Raw genomic sequence first — 21,558 nt, 5'->3', positions numbered from 1 at the left:
GGGCCGGCGCCGACCAGGATGGCTTCTGGCACTACATCCGCTCCCTCCGCATCGTGGTTGCATCATATGTCGCACATGGTGTATATCAGGTTGGCGAACATCATTCGCCGTGAGATCCCGGATGCTGTGTCATGGGCGACGCGTGCCGATTTGACAGGAAATCGAGCGACGACGCATCCGGGTTCACATTTTCGCCATTCGGCGGCGCTACAAGAATGGATGCGGCCGTAGCGACGCACTGCCGGTCCGCTCACCGCCAAACACGTCGATCCAGCTTGGATTTTCGCCCGTCGCTGGAAGCCCGGTTCCCTTACATGCTTCGATGCCATCATCTGACGAGGTGGATCCACTCATGACAGAAACCACGTCTCCCGCAGCACAACCGCTCGACGACTGGCTGCATCGCGTACCCAACGATCTTTCCATCAGCCGGCACGGTGCATCGAAAATACTGGTTATCGGGTCATGTTTCTCGGAATTGCTCGCGCCCTACGCCGCGTTCGCATTCGAAGGCGCGAAAGTCGACTACATCCCCTACAATTTTGCAGGCCAGCTGCCGCCCAGCCCGCCGCATCCGATCGAAGAATACGCATTTCAGCTCATCGTGCTTCCAATGCGCACCGTCGCGCCGGAAACGATGACGGCACACCTGAACTATCAGAATCCGCAGAGCTACGTCGATACGTTCACCGAGTCTCGACAACGTCTTTTGCAACTGCTGAGCGGCGCATTGAGCTACAACGATTCGCAGCAGATCCTGACATTCGTCGCGAACTTCCTAGTTCCTCAGCAGAACGCCATGGGACGCATGTTGCCGCGATACGATCTGCGCAATCCCGTGTTCTACACCGAGAAGCTGAACGAACTGATCGCCGAAGAGATTGCCGCACGCCCAAATACCTACACGATCGACATCGACTCCATTTCGGCGACGATCGGCAAGAAATACATTCAAGATGACAGCATCTGGGTGCACGCGCACGGCACGATGATCTTCGATTTCGACTACCCACTCGACAGTCAACGCATCGAACCGCCCGCGCAATATAGTCAACAATACGAAGTCAAGACGAGCCAGTTTTGCGCGGCCGTATGGCATGAGCTGCGGGCGATGTACACGTCCGCGAGACAAATCGACTCCGTCAAGCTCATCATCGTCGACCTCGACGATACGCTGTGGCGAGGCGTGATCGCCGAAGAGGGTATTCGCTTCAACGCCATCGAAGGCTATCCGCTCGGCTTCATCGAAGCCCTTCAATTCCTGAAACGCCGCGGCATCTTGCTTGCCATCGCGAGCAAGAACGACGAACAACGCATCGGAGAATTGTGGGGTACGGAGGGCTTCGTCGGAGGCGTGATCTCGATGTCCGATTTCGCGTCGATCAAGATTAACTGGAAAACAAAGGTTGAAAACGTCCAGGAAATTCTCGCTGAAACGAATCTGCTTCCGAGAAACGTTGTCTTCATCGATGACAATCCGGTCGAGCGGGCCGCCGTGGCAGAGGCGTTTCCAGGCATGCGGGTTCTCGGCAGCGATATCTATCGTCTGCGCCGCGTGCTTCTCTGGTCCGGCGAAACACAGGTTGCGCACGTCTCCGACGAATCCGGCCGCCGCACTGAAATGATTCAGGCTCAGATCAAGCGCGAAAATGCTCGTGCGAAAATGAGTCGCGATGAATTCCTGCAATCTCTGCAAGTAAAGGTAACGGTACATCACGTGACGAATACAAGCGATGCCAGATTCACGCGTGCGTTCGAATTGGTCAACAAATCCAACCAGTTCAATACGACGGGGCGCCGATGGTCATTCGACGAGTGCGCTCGCGCATTCGATACCGGCACGATGATGCATGTCGCACACGTGATCGACAAGTACACGGACTACGGCCTCGTCGCCGTCGCGATCGTGCAGAACGAGCGTATCGAACAGTATGTCATGAGCTGCCGCGTCTTCGGACTCGGTGTCGAGCAATCCCTGTTGGCCGCTATCACGTCGGCGATTCACACACATTCCGATGCGGTCGGTCGCGTCGTCGAAACACCGGCGAACGCGCTTGGTCGAGTGGTCTATTCGACATGTGGTTTCACCGAAGTAACGCCTGGAACATGGGTTCTGTCACGCCAGCAGCGACTCGCAGCGCCACAGCACGTCACCTTCTCGGTCGCCGAGCCGACCGCCGTCTAACTCCGCAACAGGAGATGTGCCGTCGAGCGTTGTCTCTCGAGTTTAGACGCGACCGCCGTCAGCAAGCATGCGAACGATCGCGCATGCGACATGTCGGCACGGCTTCCATCTGATCGACACCGGGAAGGCAATTGTCGAACGCCTCACGATCATCGGGTTGCCAATATCATTTACCCTGACAATCCCTGACAGTCCAACGACTCGCCCCGGTTGCTGTGCCGCCGTCGCACCGGTATAACTGCGCAGCCACGCGCACATCGCGCCCCGATCCCCTATCCGGAGAACGCATGATCGATCTCGCCACAGCCCAGCAATTCCTGATGACCCGCGGTCTCGACTTCGGCCTCAACCTCCTCGCCGCGATCGTCTTGTGGTTCGTCGGCCGCTGGGCGATCCGCATCGGTACCCGCCTGCTCGGCAAGGTCGTGCGCCGCAGCGGCAAGGTCGACCCGACACTGACCGACTACCTGACGTCCGTCGTCGGCGTGCTGCTGACGATCCTCCTGATCCTCGCGATCCTGCAGATCTTCGGTGTGCAGACGACCTCGTTCGCCGCGTTGCTCGCCGGCCTCGGCCTCGCGATCGGTACCGCCTGGGGCGGCCTGCTCGCGCACTTCGCCGCAGGCGTGTTTATGCAGGTGCTGCGTCCGTTCAAGATCGGCGACGTGATCAACGCGGGCGGCGTCACGGGCACGGTCAAGGAGCTCGGCCTGTTCGGCACGACGATCGTCACGCCCGACAACATCGTGACGATCGTCGGCAACAACAAGATCTTCTCGGACAACATCGCGAACTACAGTGCCACGCCGCACCGCCGCGTCGACCTGACCGCGAAGATCGCGAACAGCGTCGATGCGGTCGACGCGATCAACCGCCTGAAGACGTCGATCCAGCAGATCCCGAACGTGCTGACCACTCCGGCGCCGGACGTCGGCGTGCTGCAGTTCACGCCGGAAGGCCCGCTGCTGTTCGTGCGCCCGTCCACGGCACCCGAGAACTACTGGCAGGTGTATTGCGACACCAACCGCGTGATCATCGAGACGTTCCGCGACGCGCAATACCCGACGCCCGAAACCCCGATCTCGCATCGCAACGCGTAACGGCGTCGCCGGACGAAAAAAAAGCGTGGCACCCGCCACGCTTTTTTTACTGCACCGAGACGAGAACGAAACGCTCCCGCTCAGCGCCCGCCCGCCTTCGGCGCATTATCCGACTGCTTCCCCCGCACCAGCTTCCACACCGCGCCAAGCGCGACCGGCACGACCGCCGCTCCGATCCCGACCAGCACGATCACGTTCAGGTACTGGCGAATGAACGGGATGTTGCCGAAGAAATAGCCGAGCAGCACGAGCAGCAGCACCCACACCAGCGCACCGATCACGTTGAAAAGCTGAAAACGTGCGGCGCTCATCGACGATGCCCCCGCCACGAACGGCGCGAACGTCCGCACGACCGGAATGAAGCGTGCGAGCACGATCGTCTTGCCGCCGTGCTTGTCGTAGAACGAGTGGGTTTTCTGCAACGCGGCGCGATCGAGGAAGCGCTCGAGCACCGGGATATGCGTATTGAACACCTTCGGGCCGATCCAGCGGCCGATCATGTAATTGACCGTGTTGCCGGAAATCGCCGCGACGAGCAGCAGCACGATCAGCAGGCCGACATTCATCTCGCCCGTCGCCGCGAACGCGCCGCCGATGAACAGCAGCGAATCGCCGGGCAGGAACGGGAACACGACGAGCCCCGTCTCGCAGAACACGATCAGGAACAGCACGAGATAGACCCACGCGCCGTACTGCCGGATGAAATCGCCGAGGAAGGCGTCGATATGCAGGACAAGGTTGACGAAATGAAGCAGCGTATCCAAATGCGATTCCTCGAAGGCGATAGGGCCGGAACGGCCGAAAAAGGCTGAAGCGCCCACCGGTCAAGGCCGGGCGTGTTACGGACCCATGATACCGAAACTACCTTAAGGCTCCGTGAAAAAACGTAACCGCCGGTCGCCCCGGCACGCATTCGCCGCCTCGCTATAATTCGGCCATGTCCGATATCACCGAAACGGCCGCGGGCGCCGCGCCCGCCCCTGCTCCGCGCCCGCTGCGCGCGATCCAGCCCCTACCCGACCAGCTGATCAGCCAGATCGCCGCCGGCGAGGTCGTCGAACGCCCGGCGTCGGTCGTCAAGGAGCTGCTCGAAAACGCGATGGACGCCGGCGCCAGCACGCTGCGCATCGTGCTGGAAGAAGGCGGCGTCAAGCGCATCTCGATCACCGACGATGGCTGCGGGATTCCGCCGGACGAGCTGGCGCTCGCACTGATGCGCCATGCGACCAGCAAGATCCGCTCGCTCGAGGAGCTCGAGGCGGTCGCGACGCTCGGGTTCCGCGGCGAAGCGCTCGCGTCGATCGCGTCGGTCGCCGAGATGTCGATCACGAGCCGGACGGCCGATGCCGCGCATGCGATGAAGATCGACGCGCAGACGGGCGTGCTGTCGCCCGCCGCCGGCGCGACCGGCACGACGATCGAGGTGCGCGAGCTGTACTTCAACACGCCCGCGCGGCGCAAGTTCCTGAAGAGCGAGCAGACCGAGTTCGGCCACTGCCTGGAAATGATTCGCCGCGCGGCGCTCGCGCGGCCGGACGTCGCGATCTCGGTGCTGCACAACGGCAAGGCGGTCGAACACTGGAACGCGACCGAGCCGGCGCAGCGCGTCGCGAAGATCCTCGGCGACAGCTTCGCGACCGCACACCTGCCGCTCGACGAGCAGGCCGGCCCGCTCGCGGTCTACGGCTGCGCCGGCCTGCCGACCGCAAGCCGCGGTCGCGCCGACCAGCAATACTTCTTCGTCAACGGCCGCTTCGTGCGCGACAAGCTGCTGACGCACGCAGTGCGCGCGGCCTACGAGGACGTGCTGCACGGCGACCGCTACCCGTCGTATGTGCTGTTTCTTGACCTGCCGCCCGAAGCCGTCGACGTGAACGTGCACCCGTCGAAGATCGAGGTGCGCTTCCGCGATTCGCGCTCGATCCACCAGTACGTGTTCCATGCGGTCCAGCGCGCGTTGGCGCGCCACGCGGGCGCGTCGCCGGAAACCACGGCGGGCGGCCATGCCGCACATATCGAACCGACGCCACGCGGGCCTTCTTCGTTCCTGAATACGCCGCTCGGCCAGAGCCAGGGCCACGCAACCGGCAATGGCGGCAGCGGCTTCTCGCCGTCGTCGCCCTCGTCATCGGGCAACACGTGGATGCGTCAGGCGCGAATGACCCAGGGCACGCTGCCCGTCGCGCAGCCGCTCGCGCTCTATGACGCGCTGTTCGGCCGCAAGGACACGGGTGCGGGCACGCCGGACGGCACGACGACCCTCGCCCGCGATTCGGCCGACGCGCCGATCGCGCCGCTGCCGGGCTTCCTGGCTGCGCCGATCGCCGCCACCGCGCACGACGAGCAGCCGCTCGGCTTCGCGCTGGGCCAGATCCACGGCATTTACGTGCTCGCGCAGAATGCGCACGGCCTCGTGATCGTCGACATGCACGCGGCGCACGAGCGGATCCTGTACGAACAGTTCAAGAACGCGCTCGCCGACCGCTCGGTCGCGGTGCAGGCGCTGCTGCTGCCGATCTCGATGACGGCCACGCCGGTCGAGATCGGCACGGTCGAGGAAGAGCGCGACACGCTCGAATCGCTCGGCTTCGACCTGGCGGTGCTGTCGCCAACAACGCTCGCGATCCGCGCGGTCCCGGCGCTGCTGAAGGATGCCGACCTGCAGTCGCTTGCGCGCGCGGTGCTCGCCGACCTGCACGCGTTCGGCGGCTCGCGCGTGCTCACCGAGCGTCAGCACGAGCTGCTCGGCACGCTCGCGTGCCACCACGCGGTGCGCGCGAACCGGCGCCTGACGCTCGACGAGATGAACGCGCTGCTGCGGCAGATGGAAGCGACCGAACGCGCGGACCAGTGCAATCACGGCCGGCCGACGTGGTATCAGCTCACGCTGAACGACCTCGACCGCCTCTTCATGCGTGGCCAATGAGCTCGGTACCGCACGCCAACCCCAGCCCGACGACGATCGCCTGCCTGCTCGGCCCCACCGCATCGGGCAAGACGGCCGCGGCGCTGGCGCTCGCCGCACGTCGCCCGATCGAGATCGTCAGCGTCGATTCGGCGCTCGTCTACCGCGACATGGATATCGGCACCGCGAAGCCTTCGCGCGACGAGCGCGCGAGCGTACCGCATCACCTGATCGACATCATCGATCCGGCCGACGCGTATTCGGCCGCGAGCTTCCGCGCGGACACGCTGCGCCTGATCGGCGAGATCGCCGCGCGCGGCCGCACGCCGCTGCTCGCGGGCGGCACGATGCTGTACTACAAGGCGCTGACGCAGGGGCTCAACGACCTGCCGGGCGCGGATCCGGACGTGCGCGCGACGCTCGATGCCGAAGCCGCGCGCGATGGCTGGCCCGCGTTGCACGCGCGGCTCGCGCAAGTCGATCCCGACACGGCCGCGCGGCTCGCGCCGAACGATTCGCAGCGGATCCAGCGGGCGCTCGAAGTGTTCATGCTGAGTGGGCAGCCGATGTCGGTGCTGCTTGCCGCGCCGCGCCGCACCGACGATGCGGCCGCCGCTTACCGCTTCGTGCCGGTCGCGCTCGAACCGTCGGATCGCGCGGTATTGCACAAACGGATCGCGCAGCGCTTCGACGCAATGCTCGACGCGGGCTTCATCGACGAAGTCGAGCGGCTGCGTCGTCGCGAGGACCTCCATCCCGACCTGCCGTCGATGCGCTGCGTCGGCTACCGGCAAGCGTGGGAATTCCTCGACGGCGATACCGACTACCGGACGATGCGCGACAAGGGAATCTTCGCGACGCGCCAGCTCTGCAAGCGCCAGATCACCTGGCTGCGCGCGATGCCGGAGCGGATCGTCGTCGACTGCATCGCGCCGGACTCGACGGCCCGCGCACTCGACGCGCTCGAACGCGTGCTCGACGGCCGCACGCCGGACTGACCGCGTCAGCCGCGCCCGCGCGCTGCCAGATGCGCGCGGGCGCCGTCGACGATCAAGGCGACGCCGCGCTCGAACGCTTCATCGCCGCCGCGCGCGCGCAGCGCGGCCCAGCCCTTCGCGAGCAGCGGATACTCGGCCGCGTCCGGCAGCGGCGCATCGGCGTCGCCGTCCGCTTCCGCCTGCTCTTCCAGCACCCATCCAACCACGAAGCGGCCCAGCGCATACATCACGTCGACCGCCTCGTCCGGCGCGAAACCCGCGTCGCCGAGCAGCGCGACCTTGCGTTCGATCGAGCCGAAATGCAGCGCGCGCGGCCGCGTACCGGCATGCAGGCGCGCGCCGTCGCGATAGGCCAGCAGCGCACGACGGAAACTGCGCGCGTTGTCCAAAAGCCACGCATCCCACGCTTCGCCCGGGCGTGGCAGCGACGCATCGTGACGCTCGAGCATGATCGCCTCGGCCATCGCATCGAGCAGTTCGCCCTTGTTCCTGAAATGCCAGTAAAGCGTCGGCGACTGCACGCCGAGCCGCTCGGCGAGCTTCCGCGTCGACAGCCCGTCGATGCCGACTTCGTCGAGCAGCTCGAGCGCCGCGCGCAATACCGTGTCGCGCGTCAGCCGCGCCCCTGTGTCCTTCATCTCTATCACCGATAGGGAAAGCTGTGGAATAATTGCCACTCTATCACCGATAGAGTCACGCTCTTGAATCCGTCCCTGATTGCCATCCTGGCCACGGTCCTGCTCGACGCGATCGGCGTCGGGATCGTGATGCCGATCCTGCCCGGGCTGCTGCGCTCGCTCGCCGACGCAGGCAGCACCGACACCCATTACGGGATCCTGCTCGCGCTGTACGCGTTCGCGCAGTTCCTGTGCGCCCCACTGCTCGGCGCGCTGAGCGACCGCTTCGGCCGCCGGCCCGTCCTGCTCGCGTCGCTCGCGGGCGCCGCGCTCGACTACCTGCTGATGGCGCTCGCGCCGACCCTCGCGTGGCTTTACGTGGGGCGGCTGATCGCGGGCATCACCGGCGCGAACGTCGCGGTCGCGACTGCCTATGTCACCGACGTCACCGCCGAACCCGATCGAGCACGACGCTTCGGCCAGCTCGGCGCGATGATGGGCATCGGCTTCATCGCGGGCCCGCTGATCGGCGGCCTGCTCGGTGTGCTGCACCTGCGTGCACCGTTCGTCGCGGCCGCCGTGCTCAATGCGCTCAATCTCGTGCTCGTCTGGCGCGCGCTGCCGGAATCACGACCGCGTTCGGCCCGCGAAAGCCATGCGGTTGGCGCACTCAATCCGTTTGCGAGCCTGCGCCGGCTGACCGGCGCACCCGCGCTCGCCCCGCTGATCGGCATTTACGTGATCGTGGCGCTGGTGTCGCAGGCGCCGGCGACATTGTGGATCCTGTACGGCCAGGAGCATTTCGGCTGGTCGACGCCGATCGCGGGGCTGTCGCTGGCGGGCTACGGCGCGTGTCACGCGCTCGCGCAGGCCTTCGCGATCGGGCCGCTGATCGCGCGGCTCGGCGAGCGCCGCGCGCTGGCTCTGGGCCTCGCGGGTGACGCGCTCGGGCTCGCGGCGATCGCGTTCGCGACCGCCGCGTGGGTGCCGTTCGCGCTGCTGCCGCTGTTCGCGGCAGGCGGCATGACGCTGCCGGCCCTGCAGGCGATGCTCGCGCGGCAGGTCGACGACGCGCGCCAGGGCGAACTGCAAGGCGCGCTCGCGAGCGTGGCGAGCCTGATCGGCGTCGCGGGGCCGCTGGTCGTCACCGCGACCTACGCGGCGACACGCGCGACGTGGCCGGGGCTCGTCTGGGCCGCGGCCGCACTGCTTTATCTGCTCGTCCCGCCGTTGCTGGCCGGTGCACGCGCCGCGAACTCAGGCGCACCGCGCCCGTCGGCATGAAAAAAAGCCGCCCGGATCGACTCCGGGCGGCTTTCCTTGCTGCATCTGCTGCAGGCAGTGCGTCAGACCACGACCGTCTGCGCCTCGCCTTCGCGGGTCGCACGCACGGTGCCGATCTTCCACACCTGTTCGCCGGCGGCGGTCAGGTCGGCGATCGCTGCGTCGGCATCGGCCGCCGACACGATCACGGCCATGCCGATGCCGCAGTTGAACACGCGGTGCATTTCCGCATCGGCGACACCGCCGTGTTCCTGCAGCCACTTGAACAGCGGCGGCAGCGGCCAGGCGTTCTGGTCGAGCTCGGCGGTGAGGCCTTCGCGCAGCACGCGCGGGATGTTCTCGACGAGACCGCCGCCCGTGATGTGCGCCATGCCCTTCACCGACAGCTTCTGCATCAGCGCGAGCAGCGGCTTCACGTAGATGCGCGTGGGTGCCATCAGCGCGTCGGCCAGCGAGCGGCCGTGGAAATCGGCCGACAGGTCGGGGTTCGCGCGCTCGATGATCTTGCGCACGAGCGAGAAGCCGTTCGAGTGGATGCCGCTCGATGCGAGGCCCAGCACCACGTCGCCCTCGGCGATCGTGCTGCCGTCGATGATCTTGCTCTTCTCGACCGCGCCGACCGCGAAGCCGGCCAGGTCGTATTCGCCGTCCGGGTACATGCCCGGCATTTCGGCGGTTTCACCGCCGATCAGCGCGCAGCCCGACAGTTCGCAACCCTGCGCGATGCCCTTGACGACCGTTGCCGCGGTGTCGACGTCGAGCTTGCCGCACGCGAAGTAGTCGAGGAAGAACAGCGGCTCGGCGCCCTGCACGAGGATGTCGTTCACGCTCATCGCGACGAGATCCTGGCCGACGGTGTCGTGTTTGTTCAGATGAAACGCCAGCTTGAGCTTGGTGCCCACGCCGTCGGTGCCCGATACGAGCACGGGCTCCTTGTACTTCTTCGGCACTTCGAACAGCGCGCCGAACCCGCCGATGCCGCCGAGCACGCCGTCGCGCAGGGTTTTCTTCGCAAAAGGCTTGATCTTGTCGATGAGTGCGTCGCCTGCGTCGATGTCGACACCTGCGTCGCGATAGGACAGACCCTGAGCGTCGGGAGCGGATTTCGGAGGATTCATGGGGGAATGCGAGAAGGTCGGTAAAATGCGATTTTACCCGAAGCCGGCCCGTTGGCCGGAATTCCCAGCACCGAATCGTCAGGGATTGCATCTTGGTCAACACGTCCCCGTTTTCATCGCCGAGCGAACCGCGCCGAAACCGGCGTGGCGCCGTGCGTGCGGCCGCGCGTGAAGCCCGTGAAGACGCAAGCCCCGGCGCGTGCCCGGCGTACGGCGCGCGTATTTTCAACCGACCCGCATTGTGACTGTTGTGTCTCGTCAACTGACGCTCGATCTCGGCACGCCGCCGCCCGCCACGTTCGACAACTTCATCATGAACGAGGAGAACGACGAGCTCATCTCGCGCCTGCAGAAGCTCGACCTCGCGCTCGCGGCGGGCCCCGTGCCGGACCGGTCGTTCTACATCTGGGGCGAGCCCGGCTGCGGCCGCACCCATCTGCTGCAGGCGCTCGTGAGCGACGCGTCGTACGGCTATGCGCGCTACCTGACGCCGCAGAGCCCGCTCGGCGCGTTCACGTTCGACCCGCGCATCGGCATCTACGCGATCGACGATTGCGACCGGATGAGCGACACGCAGCAGGTCGCGCTGTTCAACCTGTTCAACGAAGTGCGCGCGCACCCGTCGAGCGCGTTCGTCGCGGCGGGCCCCGCGGCGCCGCTCGCGCTCGACGTGCGCGAGGATCTCCGCACGCGCCTCGGCTGGGGGCTCGTGTTCCACCTGTCGCCGCCGTCCGACGCCGGCAAGATCGCCGTGCTCAAGCTCGCGGCGAAGGAGCGCGGGATCGCGCTCACCGACGACATCGCCGCCTACCTGCTGACCCATTTCCGCCGCGACATGCCGAGCCTGATGGCGCTGCTCGACGCGCTCGATCGCTTTTCGCTCGAGCAGAAACGCGCCGTCACGCTGCCGTTGCTGCGCCGCATGCTGGCGCGTCCCGGCGACGACATCACACCACCGGGCACGGGCCCGAACCGCTTCGAGTAAAATGCGCTTCCATGACTAATCTGGCACTCTTTGACCTCGATCACACGTTGATCCCGACCGATAGCGACCACGAATGGGGCCGCTTCATGGTGAAGCTCGGCATCGTCGACGCGGAAAGCTTCTCGCGTCAGAACGATCAGTTCTTCGCCGACTACAAGGCCGGCAAGCTCGACATCCACGCGTACCTCACGGCGATGATCACGCCGCTCGCGAAGTATTCGCGCGCGCAGCTGGCCGAATGGCACGATCAGTACATGCACGAGGTGATCCGGCCCGCCATGACACCCGCCGCGCTCGAGCTCGTGCGCAAGCACCTCGATGCGGGCGACCTGTGCTGCGTGGTGACGGCGACCAACGAATTCATCACGCGCCCGATCGCGTCCGCGTTCGGTGTCGACACGCTGATCGCCTGCGAGGTCGAAACGACCGACGGGCGCCCCGATTCGCCGTACACGGGCCGGCCGACCGGCACGCCGAGCTATCGCGAAGGCAAGATCGTGCGGACCGAAGCGTGGCTCGCGTCGCTCGGCAAGCAATGGAGCGACTTCCCGCACACCTATTTCTACAGCGACTCGCACAACGACATCCCGTTGCTCGAGAAAGTCACCGACCCGATCGCGACCAACCCTGACGACACGCTGCGTGCGCATGCAAGCAACCGCGGCTGGCGCATCCTCGATCTCTTCTGAACGTCGTGATCAAAAAATTCATCCGCAAGCTGCTCGGCCAGGACGAAACCGAGCAAACGTCTCCCGCAACGGCTCCGGCCGACGAAGCGGCCCCTGCTACCCCGCGCGCCCCGAAGGGCGCCCGCGGCGGCGGCGCGAAAAAACCGCGCAGCAACCATGAACCGACCGTCGTGCCGGCCAGCGTGCACGGCATCAATCCGGCGCTGATCTCGAAGAACGCCGTGCGCGTGACCGACACGCTGCAGCAGGCGGGCTTCCGTGCCTTCATCGTCGGCGGAGCGGTACGCGACCTGCTGCTCGGCATCGCGCCGAAGGACTTCGACGTCGCGACCGACGCAACGCCGACCGAGGTGCAGCGCCTGTTCCGCCGCGCACGCCTGATCGGCCGCCGCTTCCAGATCGTGCACGTGCAGTTCGGCCAGGAGCTGATCGAGGTGTCGACGTTCCGCGCGCTGGTCGATGCGCCGCCCGAGGCGGCCGCTGCCGAGCCGCCGAAGCGCCTGAAGCGCGACGAACTCGATCGCCGCACGCACGCGGTGGACGCGAGCGGCCGCGTGCTGCGCGACAACGTGTGGGGCGAGCAGCACGAAGACGCCGCGCGCCGCGACTTCACGATCAACGCGATGTACTACGACCCGTCGACACAGACGGTGCTCGACTACCACGACGGGATGGCCGACGTGCGCGCCCGCCTGTTGCGGATGATCGGCGATCCGGCCACGCGCTTCCGCGAGGATCCGGTGCGGATGCTGCGCGTCGTGCGCTTCGCGGCCAAGCTCGGTTTCGAGATCGAGCCGCATACGCGCGAACCGATCAACGCGCTCGCCGACCTGATCAACAACGTGCCGGCCGCGCGCCTGTTCGACGAAATGCTGAAGCTGCTGCTGTCGGGCCACGCACTCGCGTGCCTGACGCGGCTGCGCAAGGAGGGCCTGCACCACGGGCTGCTGCCGCTGCTCGACGTGGTGCTCGAACAGCCGCAGGGCGAGAAGTTCATCACGCTCGCGCTGAACAACACCGATGCACGCGTGCGCGCCGGCAAGCCGGTCTCGCCGGGCTTCCTGTTCGCGACGCTGCTGTGGCACGACATGCGCCAGCGCTTCGAGCAATACACGGCCGAAGGTGAAATTCCGGTGCCGGCACTCCATCGCGCGATGGACGACGTGCTCGACATGCAGACCGAGAAACTCGCGATCCACAAGCGTTACTCGGCCGACATGCGCGAGATCTGGGGCCTGCAGTTGCGCCTCGAGAAACGCTCGGGCCGCAGCGCGATGCGGCTGCTGGAACACCAAAGGTTTAGAGCGGGGTATGATTTCCTCCTGTTACGCTGCGAATCCGGCGAGCTCGATGCGGAAGTCGGACAGTGGTGGACGGATTTCATCGAAGGCGACGCGGCCGCTCGCGAGGCATTGCTGACGCAGGGCGGCACGAAGGAAAAATCGCCCCGCAAGCGGCGCCGCCGCGGCGGCGTGCGAAACCGCAAGCCGGGTGAAGGTGCCGCCGAGCCGGCACCGGACGCCTCGGGCGGTTCCGACGACTGACGCGCTCGCCGGCGAACGACGTAGGAAGTGATGCCATGACGGTTGCATATATCGGACTGGGGGCGAATCTCGGCGATGCGCGCCAGACCCTGAAGGACGCGGTGGTGTGCCTTGCGCAGCAGCGCACCATCTCGATCCTCGGCAAATCGAGCCTGTATCGCACGGCGCCCTTCGAAGCGGGCGGCGACGACTACTACAATTGCGTCGTCAAGCTCGACACGACGCTGTCGGCCCGCGAGCTGCTCGCGCTGTGCCAGAAGATCGAACATCACTTCGGCCGCGAGCGCCCGTATCGCAATGCGCCGCGCACGCTCGATCTCGACATCCTGCTGTTCGGCGACGATTCGATCGACGAGCCCGACCTGATCGTCCCGCATCCGCGCCTCACCGACCGTGCGTTCGCGCTCGTGCCGCTCGTCGAGATCGAGCCGGCACTCGACATCCCCGCTCGCGGCCGAGCCGACACCTTCCTTGCCGCCGTCGCGGACCAGCGCGTCGAGAAGGTGCAGACCTGCCAGTGCCTGATGCAGAAGGCGCTCGCTGCCAGCGAAGACGCCGACAAGAACCGCTGCCGATGACCCCGACTCCCCTTACCGTCACCGCGCCCGACCTGCGCGCCCCGCACCGCTATCTCGTGATCGAAGGCCCGATCGGCGTCGGCAAGACGACGCTCGCGCGCCTGCTCGGCGAACGCTGGTCGATGCAGACGCTGCTCGAGCGCCCGCAGGACAACCCGTTCCTCGAACGCTTCTATCGCGACACCGCGCGCTACGCGCTGCCCGTGCAGCTATCGTTCGCGCTGCAGCGCGCGCAGCAGGCCCGCGAACTGATCGGTGCGCTCGACACGGGCCGCCCGGTCATCGCCGATTTCATGCCGCAGAAGAACGACATCTTCGCGCGGCTGAACCTGCCGGAAGACGAGTGGCAGCTCTACCGCTCGGTCGCGACGCACGTGGACGTGCCGCAGGCACCGTCGCCCGACCTCGTCGTCTACCTGCAGGCGAGCCCCGAAGTGCTGTTCTCGCGCATCCAGAAGCGCGGGCTGCCGATGGAGCTGCAGATCAGCGATGCGTACCTGCGCTCGCTCGTCGACGCGTACAACGAATTCTTCTACCACTACGACCGCACGCCGGTGCTGACGGTCGCCGCCGAACACCTGAATCCGCTGGATTCCCCCGAAGATCTCGCCCTGCTGGTCGAGCGCATCGAGACGATGCGCGGCCGCAAGGAATTCTTCGTCAAGGGCGAGACGACGCGCTGACGCGTCCTCGCCTGTCGTTCCACCCCCATTCGAACCGGATTTCCCATGACCTATCTCCAGGAATCGAGCCGGCCTGCCGTCACGGTGCCCAAGCTGCAGGCAATGCGCGACGCCGGCGAGAAGATCGCGATGCTCACCTGCTACGACGCGAGCTTTGCCGCACTGCTCGACCGTTCGGGCGTCGACGTGCTGCTGATCGGCGATTCGCTCGGCAACGTGCTGCAGGGCCACACGACCACGCTGCCCGTGTCGCTCGACGACATCGCGTATCACACCGCCTGTGTCGCCCGTGCGCAGCCGCGCGCGCTGATCATGGCCGACCTGCCGTTCGGCACGTACGGCACGCCGGCGGAGGCATTCGCAAGCAGCGTCAAGCTGATGCGCGCCGGGGCGCAGATGGTCAAGCTCGAAGGCGGCGAATGGCTCGCCGAGACGATCCGCTTCCTCGTCGAGCGCGCGGTGCCCGTGTGTGCGCACGTGGGCCTCACGCCGCAGTCGGTGCATGCGTTCGGTGGCTTCAAGGTGCAGGGCAAGACCGAAGCCGGTGCGGCGCAACTGCTGCGCGACGCGCGTGCGGTCGAAGCGGCCGGTGCGCAGGTCGTCCTGCTCGAAGCCGTGCCGACACTGATCGGTTCCGAAGTCACGCAGATGCTGCGCGTGCCGACGATCGGCATCGGCGCAGGCGCCGACTGCTCGGGCCAGGTGCTCGTGCTGCACGACATGCTCGGCGTGTTCCCCGGCAAGCGGCCGCGCTTCGTGAAGGATTTCATGCAGGGCGAGCCGAACATCCAGGCGGCCGTCGAAGCGTATGTGCGCGCGGTGAAGGACGGTTCGTTCCCCGGCCCCGAGCATTCGTTCTGACGTCCGGCGCGGTGCCGGCGATGCGTTCGCCGGCGCCTCGATGAAAAAAACGCGGCGCCCTTTGCGGGGCGCCGCGTTTTTTCTTTCTCACGCTGCCGGCAGCGGTCGATTATCCGCCGGTTACTTCAGTACCGCGTCGAGCGCGCCGCGCAGCGCATTGGTCAGCAGCAGCGCCTCCGCACGCGCGAGATCGTCGCGGGTCACGACCCGCTCCGTCGCGCCGAACGCACGATCGTCGAGCAGCACGCCACGCATCACGCCCGGCAGCACGCCGGACTCGAGCGGCGGCGTCACCCACTGGCCATCGAGCTTCACGAACAGGTTCGAGCGCCCGCCTTCCGTCACCTCGCCGCGCTCGTTGACGAACAGCATGTCGAAGCCGCCGAGCGCCTCCGCCGCCTGCCACGCGCGATCGTATTCGGCGCGGCGCGTGGTCTTGTGCAGCAGCAGCGCATCGCCCGCACGGGTCGGCTCGAAGCCGTGCGCGGACGCCAGCAGCACGCCGACCGGCCCCGCCGGCAGCGGCTTGAGCGGTGCCGCGATGATCTCGATCGTGCCGTCCTTCGCGAGTGCGAGCTTCATCCGGTACGCGCCGTCGCCGTCGAGCGCCGCGCAGCGCGCGTCGATCTCGCGACGTAACGCATCGGCGTCGAAGCGGAAGCCGAACGCATCCGCGCTACGCTGCAGCCGCGCGAGATGACGATCGAGATGCCGGATGCCGTCCGCACGCGTGGCGGCCGTCGTTTCGAACAGCTGGAAGCCGGGATCGGCGTCCGTCAGGAATCGCGCTTTCAATTCGCACTCCGCATATTCGTCGGCTGCAACGCTGTCGAGCACGATGCCCGCGCCGACGCCCATCGTGCCGCGGCGCCGGGCGGCGATCACCGTTGTCGGATGGCGTGCTTCGGCGTCGGCCACACCGGCGCTGCCATCACCTTCGCTGTCGTCACCATCACTGGCAGCATCGAGCGTCAGCGTACGGATCGCGACCGACAGGCAGAAATCACCGCAACCGGCCAGGCGATCGCCCGGCGCGTCGGAATCGGCGCGTTGCTTCGCAGCGTCAAGCCAGCCGATCGCGCCCGTATAGAGCCCGCGTGGCGTCGATTCGATCGCGTCGATCAGTTCCATCGTCTTGTGCTTCGGCGCGCCCGTGATCGATCCGCACGGAAACAGCGCACGCAGCGTCTGCGCGAACGTCGTCCCGGCGCGCCAGCCTGCCTCGACCGTCGACGTCATCTGCCACACCGACGCATACGGCTCGACGGAGAACAGCGCCGGCACGCGAACCGTGCCGGTGCGCGCGATCCGCGACACGTCGTTGCGCAGCAGGTCGACGATCATCACGTTTTCCGCGCGGTTCTTCGGGTCGTTCGCGAGGAACGTGGCCGCCGCCGCATCGTCGCGAGGGTCGGCCGAACGCGGTGCCGTGCCCTTCATCGGCCGCGCGCGCAGCACGTCTCCGTGCTTCTCGACGAACAGCTCGGGCGAGCACGACACGACCCACGTCCCGTCGGGCAACGCGATCAGCGCGCCGTAGCGCACGGGCTGGCGCGCACGCAGCCGCCGGTACAGCGCGAGCGGCGTGCCGAACACGTCGAAGTTCAGCCGGTACGTGTAGTTGACCTGATACGAATCGCCCGCGCGCAGCGCGTCGTGCACCGCGGCGATCGCCGCATCGAACGCATCGCGCGATACGCTCTTTTCGACATGCGCGACGCCCGCGATCGACGGCGCGCCGCCGCCATCCTGCTGAGCGAGCCACGCGTCGACTTCGTCGCGCGACAGGCGCTCGCAGCGCGCAAACAGCAAAAAGCGCAGCGGGGCATGGCCCGGCTGCGCTCGTTGCAGGTTGCGTCCGAATTCGTAATCGCCGACGACGACCGCATGCAGCCCGTCGCGCAGATCCTGCGCCACCGCCGCGTCGACCTCGTCGAGCCGAGCCGGATCCGTGCACACGCGTTCGCGCACGAACCCCGAATACAAACGACTCGACCGCGCGAGCGCGGTCGAGTCGCAATCGTCCAAGAGCGCGAACGACGCGCTCTCGTTGCCTTCAGTCATGCTGTTACTCGAGTTACTCGAAGAAGCTCTTCACACGGTCGAACCAGCTCTTGCTCTGCGGGCTGTGACGCGCGCCGCCCTCGGCCAGCGATTTCTCGAACTGCTTGAGCAGGTCGCGCTGGTTGTCGGTCAGCTTCACCGGCGTCTCGACCTGCACGTGGACGTACAGATCGCCCGCGATGCTCGAACGCAGCCCCTTGATGCCCTTGCCGCGCAGGCGGAACGTCTTGCCCGACTGCGTGCCTTCCGGCACCGGGAACGACGCACGGCCGGCCAGCGTCGGCACCTCGATCTCGCCGCCGAGCGCGGCGGTCGTGAACGGGATCGGCATCTGGCAGTGGAGATCGTCGCCGTCGCGCTCGAACACCGAATGCGGCTTGATGTGGATCTCGACGTACAGGTCGCCCGGCGGCCCGCCGTTGATGCCCGGCTCGCCGTTGCCGGCCGAGCGGATCCGCATCCCGTCGTCGATCCCGGCCGGGATCTTCACTTCGAGCGTCTTGGTTTCCTTCACCTTGCCCGACCCGTGGCAATGCACGCACGGCTCGGGAATGTAGGTGCCCGTGCCGTGGCACTTCGGGCAGGTCTGCTGGATGCTGAAGAAGCCCTGCGACATGCGCACCGTGCCCTGGCCGTGACAGGTCGGGCAGGTTTCCGGCTTCGTGCCGGGCTTCGCACCCGACCCGTGGCAGACCTCGCACGACACCCAGCTCGGCACGCGGATCTGCGTGTCGTAGCCGTGTGCGGCCTGCTCGAGCGTGATTTCCATGCTGTAGCGCAGGTCGGCGCCGCGATACACCTGCGGGCCGCCACGGCCGCCGCGCGCGGCGCCGCCCGCCGCCTGGCCGAAGATGTCGCCGAAGATGTCGCCGAACGCGTCCGCGAAGCCGCCGAAGCCCTGTGCGCCCGCACCGCCCATGTTCGGATCGACGCCCGCGTGGCCGTACTGGTCGTACGCTGCCCGCTTCTGGCCGTCCGACAGCATTTCATAGGCTTCCTTCACCTCCTTGAAATGCTCTTCCGCATCCTTGCTGTCCGGATTGCGGTCAGGGTGATACTTCATCGCAAGCTTGCGATACGCCTTCTTGATTTCGTCGTCGCTCGCATTCTTCGCGACGCCCAGAACCTCGTAGTAATCCCGTTTCGCCATATCGATTCACTGTGCCGCCACGCATCGCGCACGCGGCGGCTCCTTTCGCCTGCAGTAAAGTCTCTCGACTCGTCTGGTGCTGCGCCCGCCGCGGACGGCGCGTGCAGCACCCGCCAAAAAACAAATGTGCCCGGAGGGCCGCGAAGCCCGCCAGGCGTGGAGTCGATCCGGCCATCCGGAAGGAAAGACAGACCGCTTGTCAGCCAACCCGTCAGCCGCGCCGCGCGCGGGTGGCGCGCGGCGTGCGGCACCGGGGCAACCCGGCTTAGTCCTTCTTCACTTCCTTGAACTCGGCGTCGACGACATCGTCGGCAGCCTGTTGCGCACCGCCCGCGTGGGCCGCGCCTTCCGCTGCGCCCGCTGCGCCGGCCGCACCTGCTTGCTGTGCCTGCATGTCGGCGTACATCTTTTCGCCGAGCTTCTGCGACACCTTGCCGAGTTCCTCGACCTTCGCGTCGATCGCAGCCTTGTCGGCCGACGAGTCCTTCAGCACTTCCTCGAGCGACTTCAGCGACGCTTCGATGGCTTCCTTCTCGCCCGCGTCCAGCTTGTCGCCGTACTCGGTCAGCGCCTTCTTCGTGCTGTGGACCAGCGCGTCGCCCTGGTTGCGCGAATCAGCCAGCTCGCGCAGCTTGTGATCTTCCGCTGCGTTCGCTTCCGCGTCCTTGATCATCTGGTCGATTTCAGCCTCGGACAGACCCGAGTTCGCCTTGATCGTGATCTTGTTTTCCTTGCCGGTCGCCTTGTCCTTCGCGCCGACGTGCAGGATGCCGTTCGCGTCGATGTCGAAGGTCACTTCGATCTGCGGCACGCCGCGCGGTGCCGGCGGGATGCCTTCGAGGTTGAACTCGCCGAGCAGCTTGTTGCCGGCTGCCATTTCGCGTTCACCCTGGAACACCTTGATCGTCACGGCGCCCTGGTTGTCGTCCGCCGTCGAGTACACCTGGGCGTGCTTCGTCGGGATCGTCGTGTTCTTGCTGATCATCTTCGTCATCACGCCGCCGAGCGTCTCGATGCCGAGCGACAGCGGGGTCACGTCGAGCAGCAGCACGTCCTTGCGGTCGCCCGACAGGACCTGGCCCTGGATCGCCGCGCCGACTGCGACGGCTTCGTCCGGGTTCACGTCACGGCGCGGATCCTTGCCGAAGAATTCCTTCACCTTCTCCAGCACCTTCGGCATGCGCGTCTGGCCGCCGACCAGGATCACGTCGTCGATGTCCGACACCTTGACGCCTGCGTCCTTGATCGCGATGCGGCACGGTTCGATCGTGCGCTCGACGAGGTCTTCCACCAGCGCTTCCAGCTTCGCGCGGGTGATCTTCAGGTTCAAGTGCTTCGGGCCCGACGCGTCAGCCGTGATGTACGGCAGGTTGATTTCGGTCTGCTGGCTCGACGACAGCTCGATCTTCGCCTTTTCAGCGGCTTCCTTCAGGCGCTGCAGCGCGAGCACGTCCTTCGACAGGTCGACGCCCTGCTCCTTCTTGAACTCGCCGATGATGTAATCGATGATGCGCTGGTCGAAGTCTTCGCCGCCGAGGAACGTGTCGCCGTTGGTCGACAGCACTTCGAACTGCATTTCGCCGTCGACGTCCGCGATTTCGATGATCGACACGTCGAACGTACCGCCGCCGAGGTCATACACGGCGATCTTGCGGTCGCCCTTCTCGGCCTTGTCGAGGCCGAACGCGAGCGCAGCCGCCGTCGGCTCGTTGATGATCCGCTTGACTTCGAGGCCCGCGATGCGGCCGGCGTCCTTGGTTGCCTGGCGCTGGCTGTCGTTGAAGTACGCCGGCACCGTGATCACGGCTTCCGTGACCGGCTCGCCGAGGTAGTCTTCGGCCGTCTTCTTCATCTTGCGCAGCACTTCCGCCGACACTTGCGGCGGCGCGAGCTTCTCGCCGTGCGCTTCAACCCATGCATCGCCGTTGTCGGCCTTGATGATGGCGTACGGCATCAGGCCGATGTCCTTCTGGACTTCCTTCTCTTCGAAGCGGCGGCCGATCAGGCGCTTCACGGCGAACAGCGTGTTCTTCGGGTTGGTCACCGACTGGCGCTTGGCCGGCGCGCCGACCAGCACTTCGTTGTCGTCCATGTAGGCGATGATCGACGGCGTGGTGCGCGTGCCTTCCGAGTTCTCGATGACCTTGACCTGGTTGCCTTCCATGATGGCGACGCACGAGTTCGTGGTGCCGAGGTCAATACCGATGATCTTTCCCATTTTTTCCTAATCTCCAGAAATGCTTGTTTGCTGCGCAAAACCCCGCGTTTTGGGGCAGTTTCGCGCGCCAGAATTCAACTCTGTTCCCGAAATGCGTCCGTCCGGTTCGTTTTCAAGACCCGACGTGCGATGCGGATATTAAATTTTTTCAATCGCCGCCGGCTAGCGGATCGCCGCCCGATGGATCGCCGCCCGCCGCGGCGATTTTCGCGCGTGCCGCCGACACCGCTGCCTGGAACTGCGCGAGGCCATGCCAGCCCGTCGCGCGGCCGAGCCGCTTGCCGCGGTGGAAGAAGAACCACGTCGGCACGCCGTGCAGCCCGAAGCGGCGCCCCAGCTGGTGGTGTTCGTACACGTTGCAATGGAACCACTTCAGGTCCAGCGCGCGGATCGCGTCGGGCTGGGCGAGCATCGCCTTCTTCGCGATCTCGCAGTTGAAGCAGTCGACGCCCCAGAAGAACACCACCGCGAGCGCATCGCCTGCGCCGTCGATCGCCGCGTCGAACGTGCCGGCGTCCAGCGCCTGCATGTCGAACGCGTCGAACGCGGCCGGATCGACGCCGGCAGGCAGCATCGCGG

At 66.2% G+C, this 21,558-nt stretch carries 18 protein-coding genes; 11 read left to right on the top strand and 7 right to left on the bottom strand.

Annotation, left to right across the window (positions count from 1 at the left end; all coding sequences use genetic code 11):
- The first annotated feature begins 352 nt into the window (after nucleotides 1–352).
- Entirely contained in the window at nucleotides 353–2,185 is a 1,833-nt protein-coding gene (locus LGM56_RS10035) for an HAD-IIIC family phosphatase (protein ID WP_179254793.1), read from the top strand.
- 287 nt (nucleotides 2,186–2,472) lie between these two features.
- Nucleotides 2,473–3,285: a mechanosensitive ion channel family protein gene (locus LGM56_RS10030; RefSeq protein ID WP_089494142.1), complete on the top strand. Its 813-nt coding sequence runs from the start codon at nucleotides 2,473–2,475 to the stop codon at nucleotides 3,283–3,285.
- 80 nt (nucleotides 3,286–3,365) lie between these two features.
- On the opposite strand, the gene LGM56_RS10025 is transcribed toward LGM56_RS10030, so the two are convergent.
- Complete coding sequence (locus LGM56_RS10025; RefSeq protein WP_175240430.1) at nucleotides 3,366–4,049, bottom strand: DedA family protein; 684 nt, start codon at nucleotides 4,047–4,049, stop codon at nucleotides 3,366–3,368.
- Between the two features lie 173 nt (nucleotides 4,050–4,222).
- Here LGM56_RS10025 and mutL point away from each other — a divergent pair, with 173 nt between their 5' ends.
- Both mutL and miaA read left to right on the top strand, forming a co-directional pair.
- Nucleotides 4,223–6,211, top strand: coding sequence for a DNA mismatch repair endonuclease MutL (gene mutL, locus LGM56_RS10020; RefSeq protein WP_226204408.1), 1,989 nt, complete (start codon nucleotides 4,223–4,225; stop codon nucleotides 6,209–6,211).
- Entirely contained in the window at nucleotides 6,208–7,188 is a 981-nt protein-coding gene (gene miaA / locus LGM56_RS10015; protein WP_226204406.1) for a tRNA (adenosine(37)-N6)-dimethylallyltransferase MiaA, read from the top strand. The genes mutL and miaA overlap by 4 nt, the downstream gene beginning before the upstream one ends.
- A gap of 5 nt (nucleotides 7,189–7,193) precedes the next feature.
- Here miaA and tetR read toward each other — a convergent pair whose 3' ends face one another.
- Nucleotides 7,194–7,826 (bottom strand): tetracycline resistance transcriptional repressor TetR, encoded by a 633-nt coding sequence (gene tetR, locus LGM56_RS10010; RefSeq protein WP_226204404.1) that lies wholly within the window; start codon nucleotides 7,824–7,826, stop codon nucleotides 7,194–7,196.
- Between the two features lie 63 nt (nucleotides 7,827–7,889).
- Here tetR and tet point away from each other — a divergent pair, with 63 nt between their 5' ends.
- Nucleotides 7,890–9,089, top strand: coding sequence for a Tet(A)/Tet(B)/Tet(C) family tetracycline efflux MFS transporter (gene tet, locus LGM56_RS10005; RefSeq protein ID WP_226204402.1), 1,200 nt, complete (start codon nucleotides 7,890–7,892; stop codon nucleotides 9,087–9,089).
- 62 nt (nucleotides 9,090–9,151) lie between these two features.
- On the opposite strand, the gene purM is transcribed toward tet, so the two are convergent.
- The gene (purM, locus tag LGM56_RS10000) at nucleotides 9,152–10,207 is read right to left on the bottom strand and encodes a phosphoribosylformylglycinamidine cyclo-ligase (RefSeq protein WP_006484927.1); all 1,056 of its coding nucleotides are present in this window, start codon (nucleotides 10,205–10,207) and stop codon (nucleotides 9,152–9,154) included.
- Nucleotides 10,208–10,457: 250 nt separating this feature from the next.
- Between purM and hda the strand changes: the two genes are divergently transcribed.
- The 6 genes from hda to panB are packed head-to-tail and all read left to right on the top strand — an operon-like array spanning nucleotide 10,458 to nucleotide 15,547.
- On the top strand, nucleotides 10,458–11,192 hold the full coding sequence (gene hda / locus LGM56_RS09995; protein WP_006484992.1) for a DnaA regulatory inactivator Hda: 735 nt from the start codon (nucleotides 10,458–10,460) through the stop codon (nucleotides 11,190–11,192).
- A gap of 11 nt (nucleotides 11,193–11,203) precedes the next feature.
- Complete coding sequence (locus LGM56_RS09990; protein WP_226204400.1) at nucleotides 11,204–11,881, top strand: HAD family hydrolase; 678 nt, start codon at nucleotides 11,204–11,206, stop codon at nucleotides 11,879–11,881.
- 5 nt (nucleotides 11,882–11,886) lie between these two features.
- A complete protein-coding gene (pcnB, locus tag LGM56_RS09985; RefSeq protein WP_089494136.1) occupies nucleotides 11,887–13,425 on the top strand; it encodes a polynucleotide adenylyltransferase PcnB in 1,539 nt (512 codons plus the stop codon).
- Between the two features lie 35 nt (nucleotides 13,426–13,460).
- Nucleotides 13,461–14,003 carry a 2-amino-4-hydroxy-6-hydroxymethyldihydropteridine diphosphokinase gene (gene folK / locus LGM56_RS09980; protein ID WP_089424562.1) on the top strand — a complete coding sequence of 181 codons (543 nt, stop codon included), beginning with the start codon at nucleotides 13,461–13,463 and terminating at the stop codon, nucleotides 14,001–14,003.
- Nucleotides 14,000–14,686: a deoxynucleoside kinase gene (locus tag LGM56_RS09975; RefSeq protein ID WP_089424561.1), complete on the top strand. Its 687-nt coding sequence runs from the start codon at nucleotides 14,000–14,002 to the stop codon at nucleotides 14,684–14,686. Before folK ends, LGM56_RS09975 begins: the two co-directional genes overlap by 4 nt.
- 45 nt (nucleotides 14,687–14,731) lie before the next feature.
- Nucleotides 14,732–15,547: a 3-methyl-2-oxobutanoate hydroxymethyltransferase gene (panB, locus tag LGM56_RS09970; protein WP_089460443.1), complete on the top strand. Its 816-nt coding sequence runs from the start codon at nucleotides 14,732–14,734 to the stop codon at nucleotides 15,545–15,547.
- A gap of 120 nt (nucleotides 15,548–15,667) precedes the next feature.
- On the opposite strand, the gene LGM56_RS09965 is transcribed toward panB, so the two are convergent.
- The 4 genes from LGM56_RS09965 to LGM56_RS09950 all read right to left on the bottom strand — a co-directional run bounded on the left by LGM56_RS09965 (nucleotide 15,668) and on the right by LGM56_RS09950 (nucleotide 21,553).
- Nucleotides 15,668–17,611 (bottom strand): chorismate-binding protein, encoded by a 1,944-nt coding sequence (locus LGM56_RS09965; RefSeq protein ID WP_089494135.1) that lies wholly within the window; start codon nucleotides 17,609–17,611, stop codon nucleotides 15,668–15,670.
- 13 nt (nucleotides 17,612–17,624) lie between these two features.
- A complete protein-coding gene (gene dnaJ, locus LGM56_RS09960) occupies nucleotides 17,625–18,761 on the bottom strand; it encodes a molecular chaperone DnaJ (protein WP_089430628.1) in 1,137 nt (378 codons plus the stop codon).
- Between the two features lie 265 nt (nucleotides 18,762–19,026).
- The gene (dnaK, locus tag LGM56_RS09955; protein ID WP_089424556.1) at nucleotides 19,027–20,979 is read right to left on the bottom strand and encodes a molecular chaperone DnaK; all 1,953 of its coding nucleotides are present in this window, start codon (nucleotides 20,977–20,979) and stop codon (nucleotides 19,027–19,029) included.
- Between the two features lie 148 nt (nucleotides 20,980–21,127).
- Nucleotides 21,128–21,553 carry a thioredoxin family protein gene (locus LGM56_RS09950; RefSeq protein WP_226204397.1) on the bottom strand — a complete coding sequence of 142 codons (426 nt, stop codon included), beginning with the start codon at nucleotides 21,551–21,553 and terminating at the stop codon, nucleotides 21,128–21,130.
- Nucleotides 21,554–21,558 lie beyond the last annotated feature (5 nt).

This window comes from Burkholderia sp. AU38729, from assembly GCF_020419725.1.
Classification (GTDB): Bacteria; Pseudomonadota; Gammaproteobacteria; order Burkholderiales; family Burkholderiaceae; genus Burkholderia.
The sequence above is the reverse complement of the archived record's forward strand: the minus strand, read 5'-3'. Positions and strand labels throughout refer to the sequence as shown.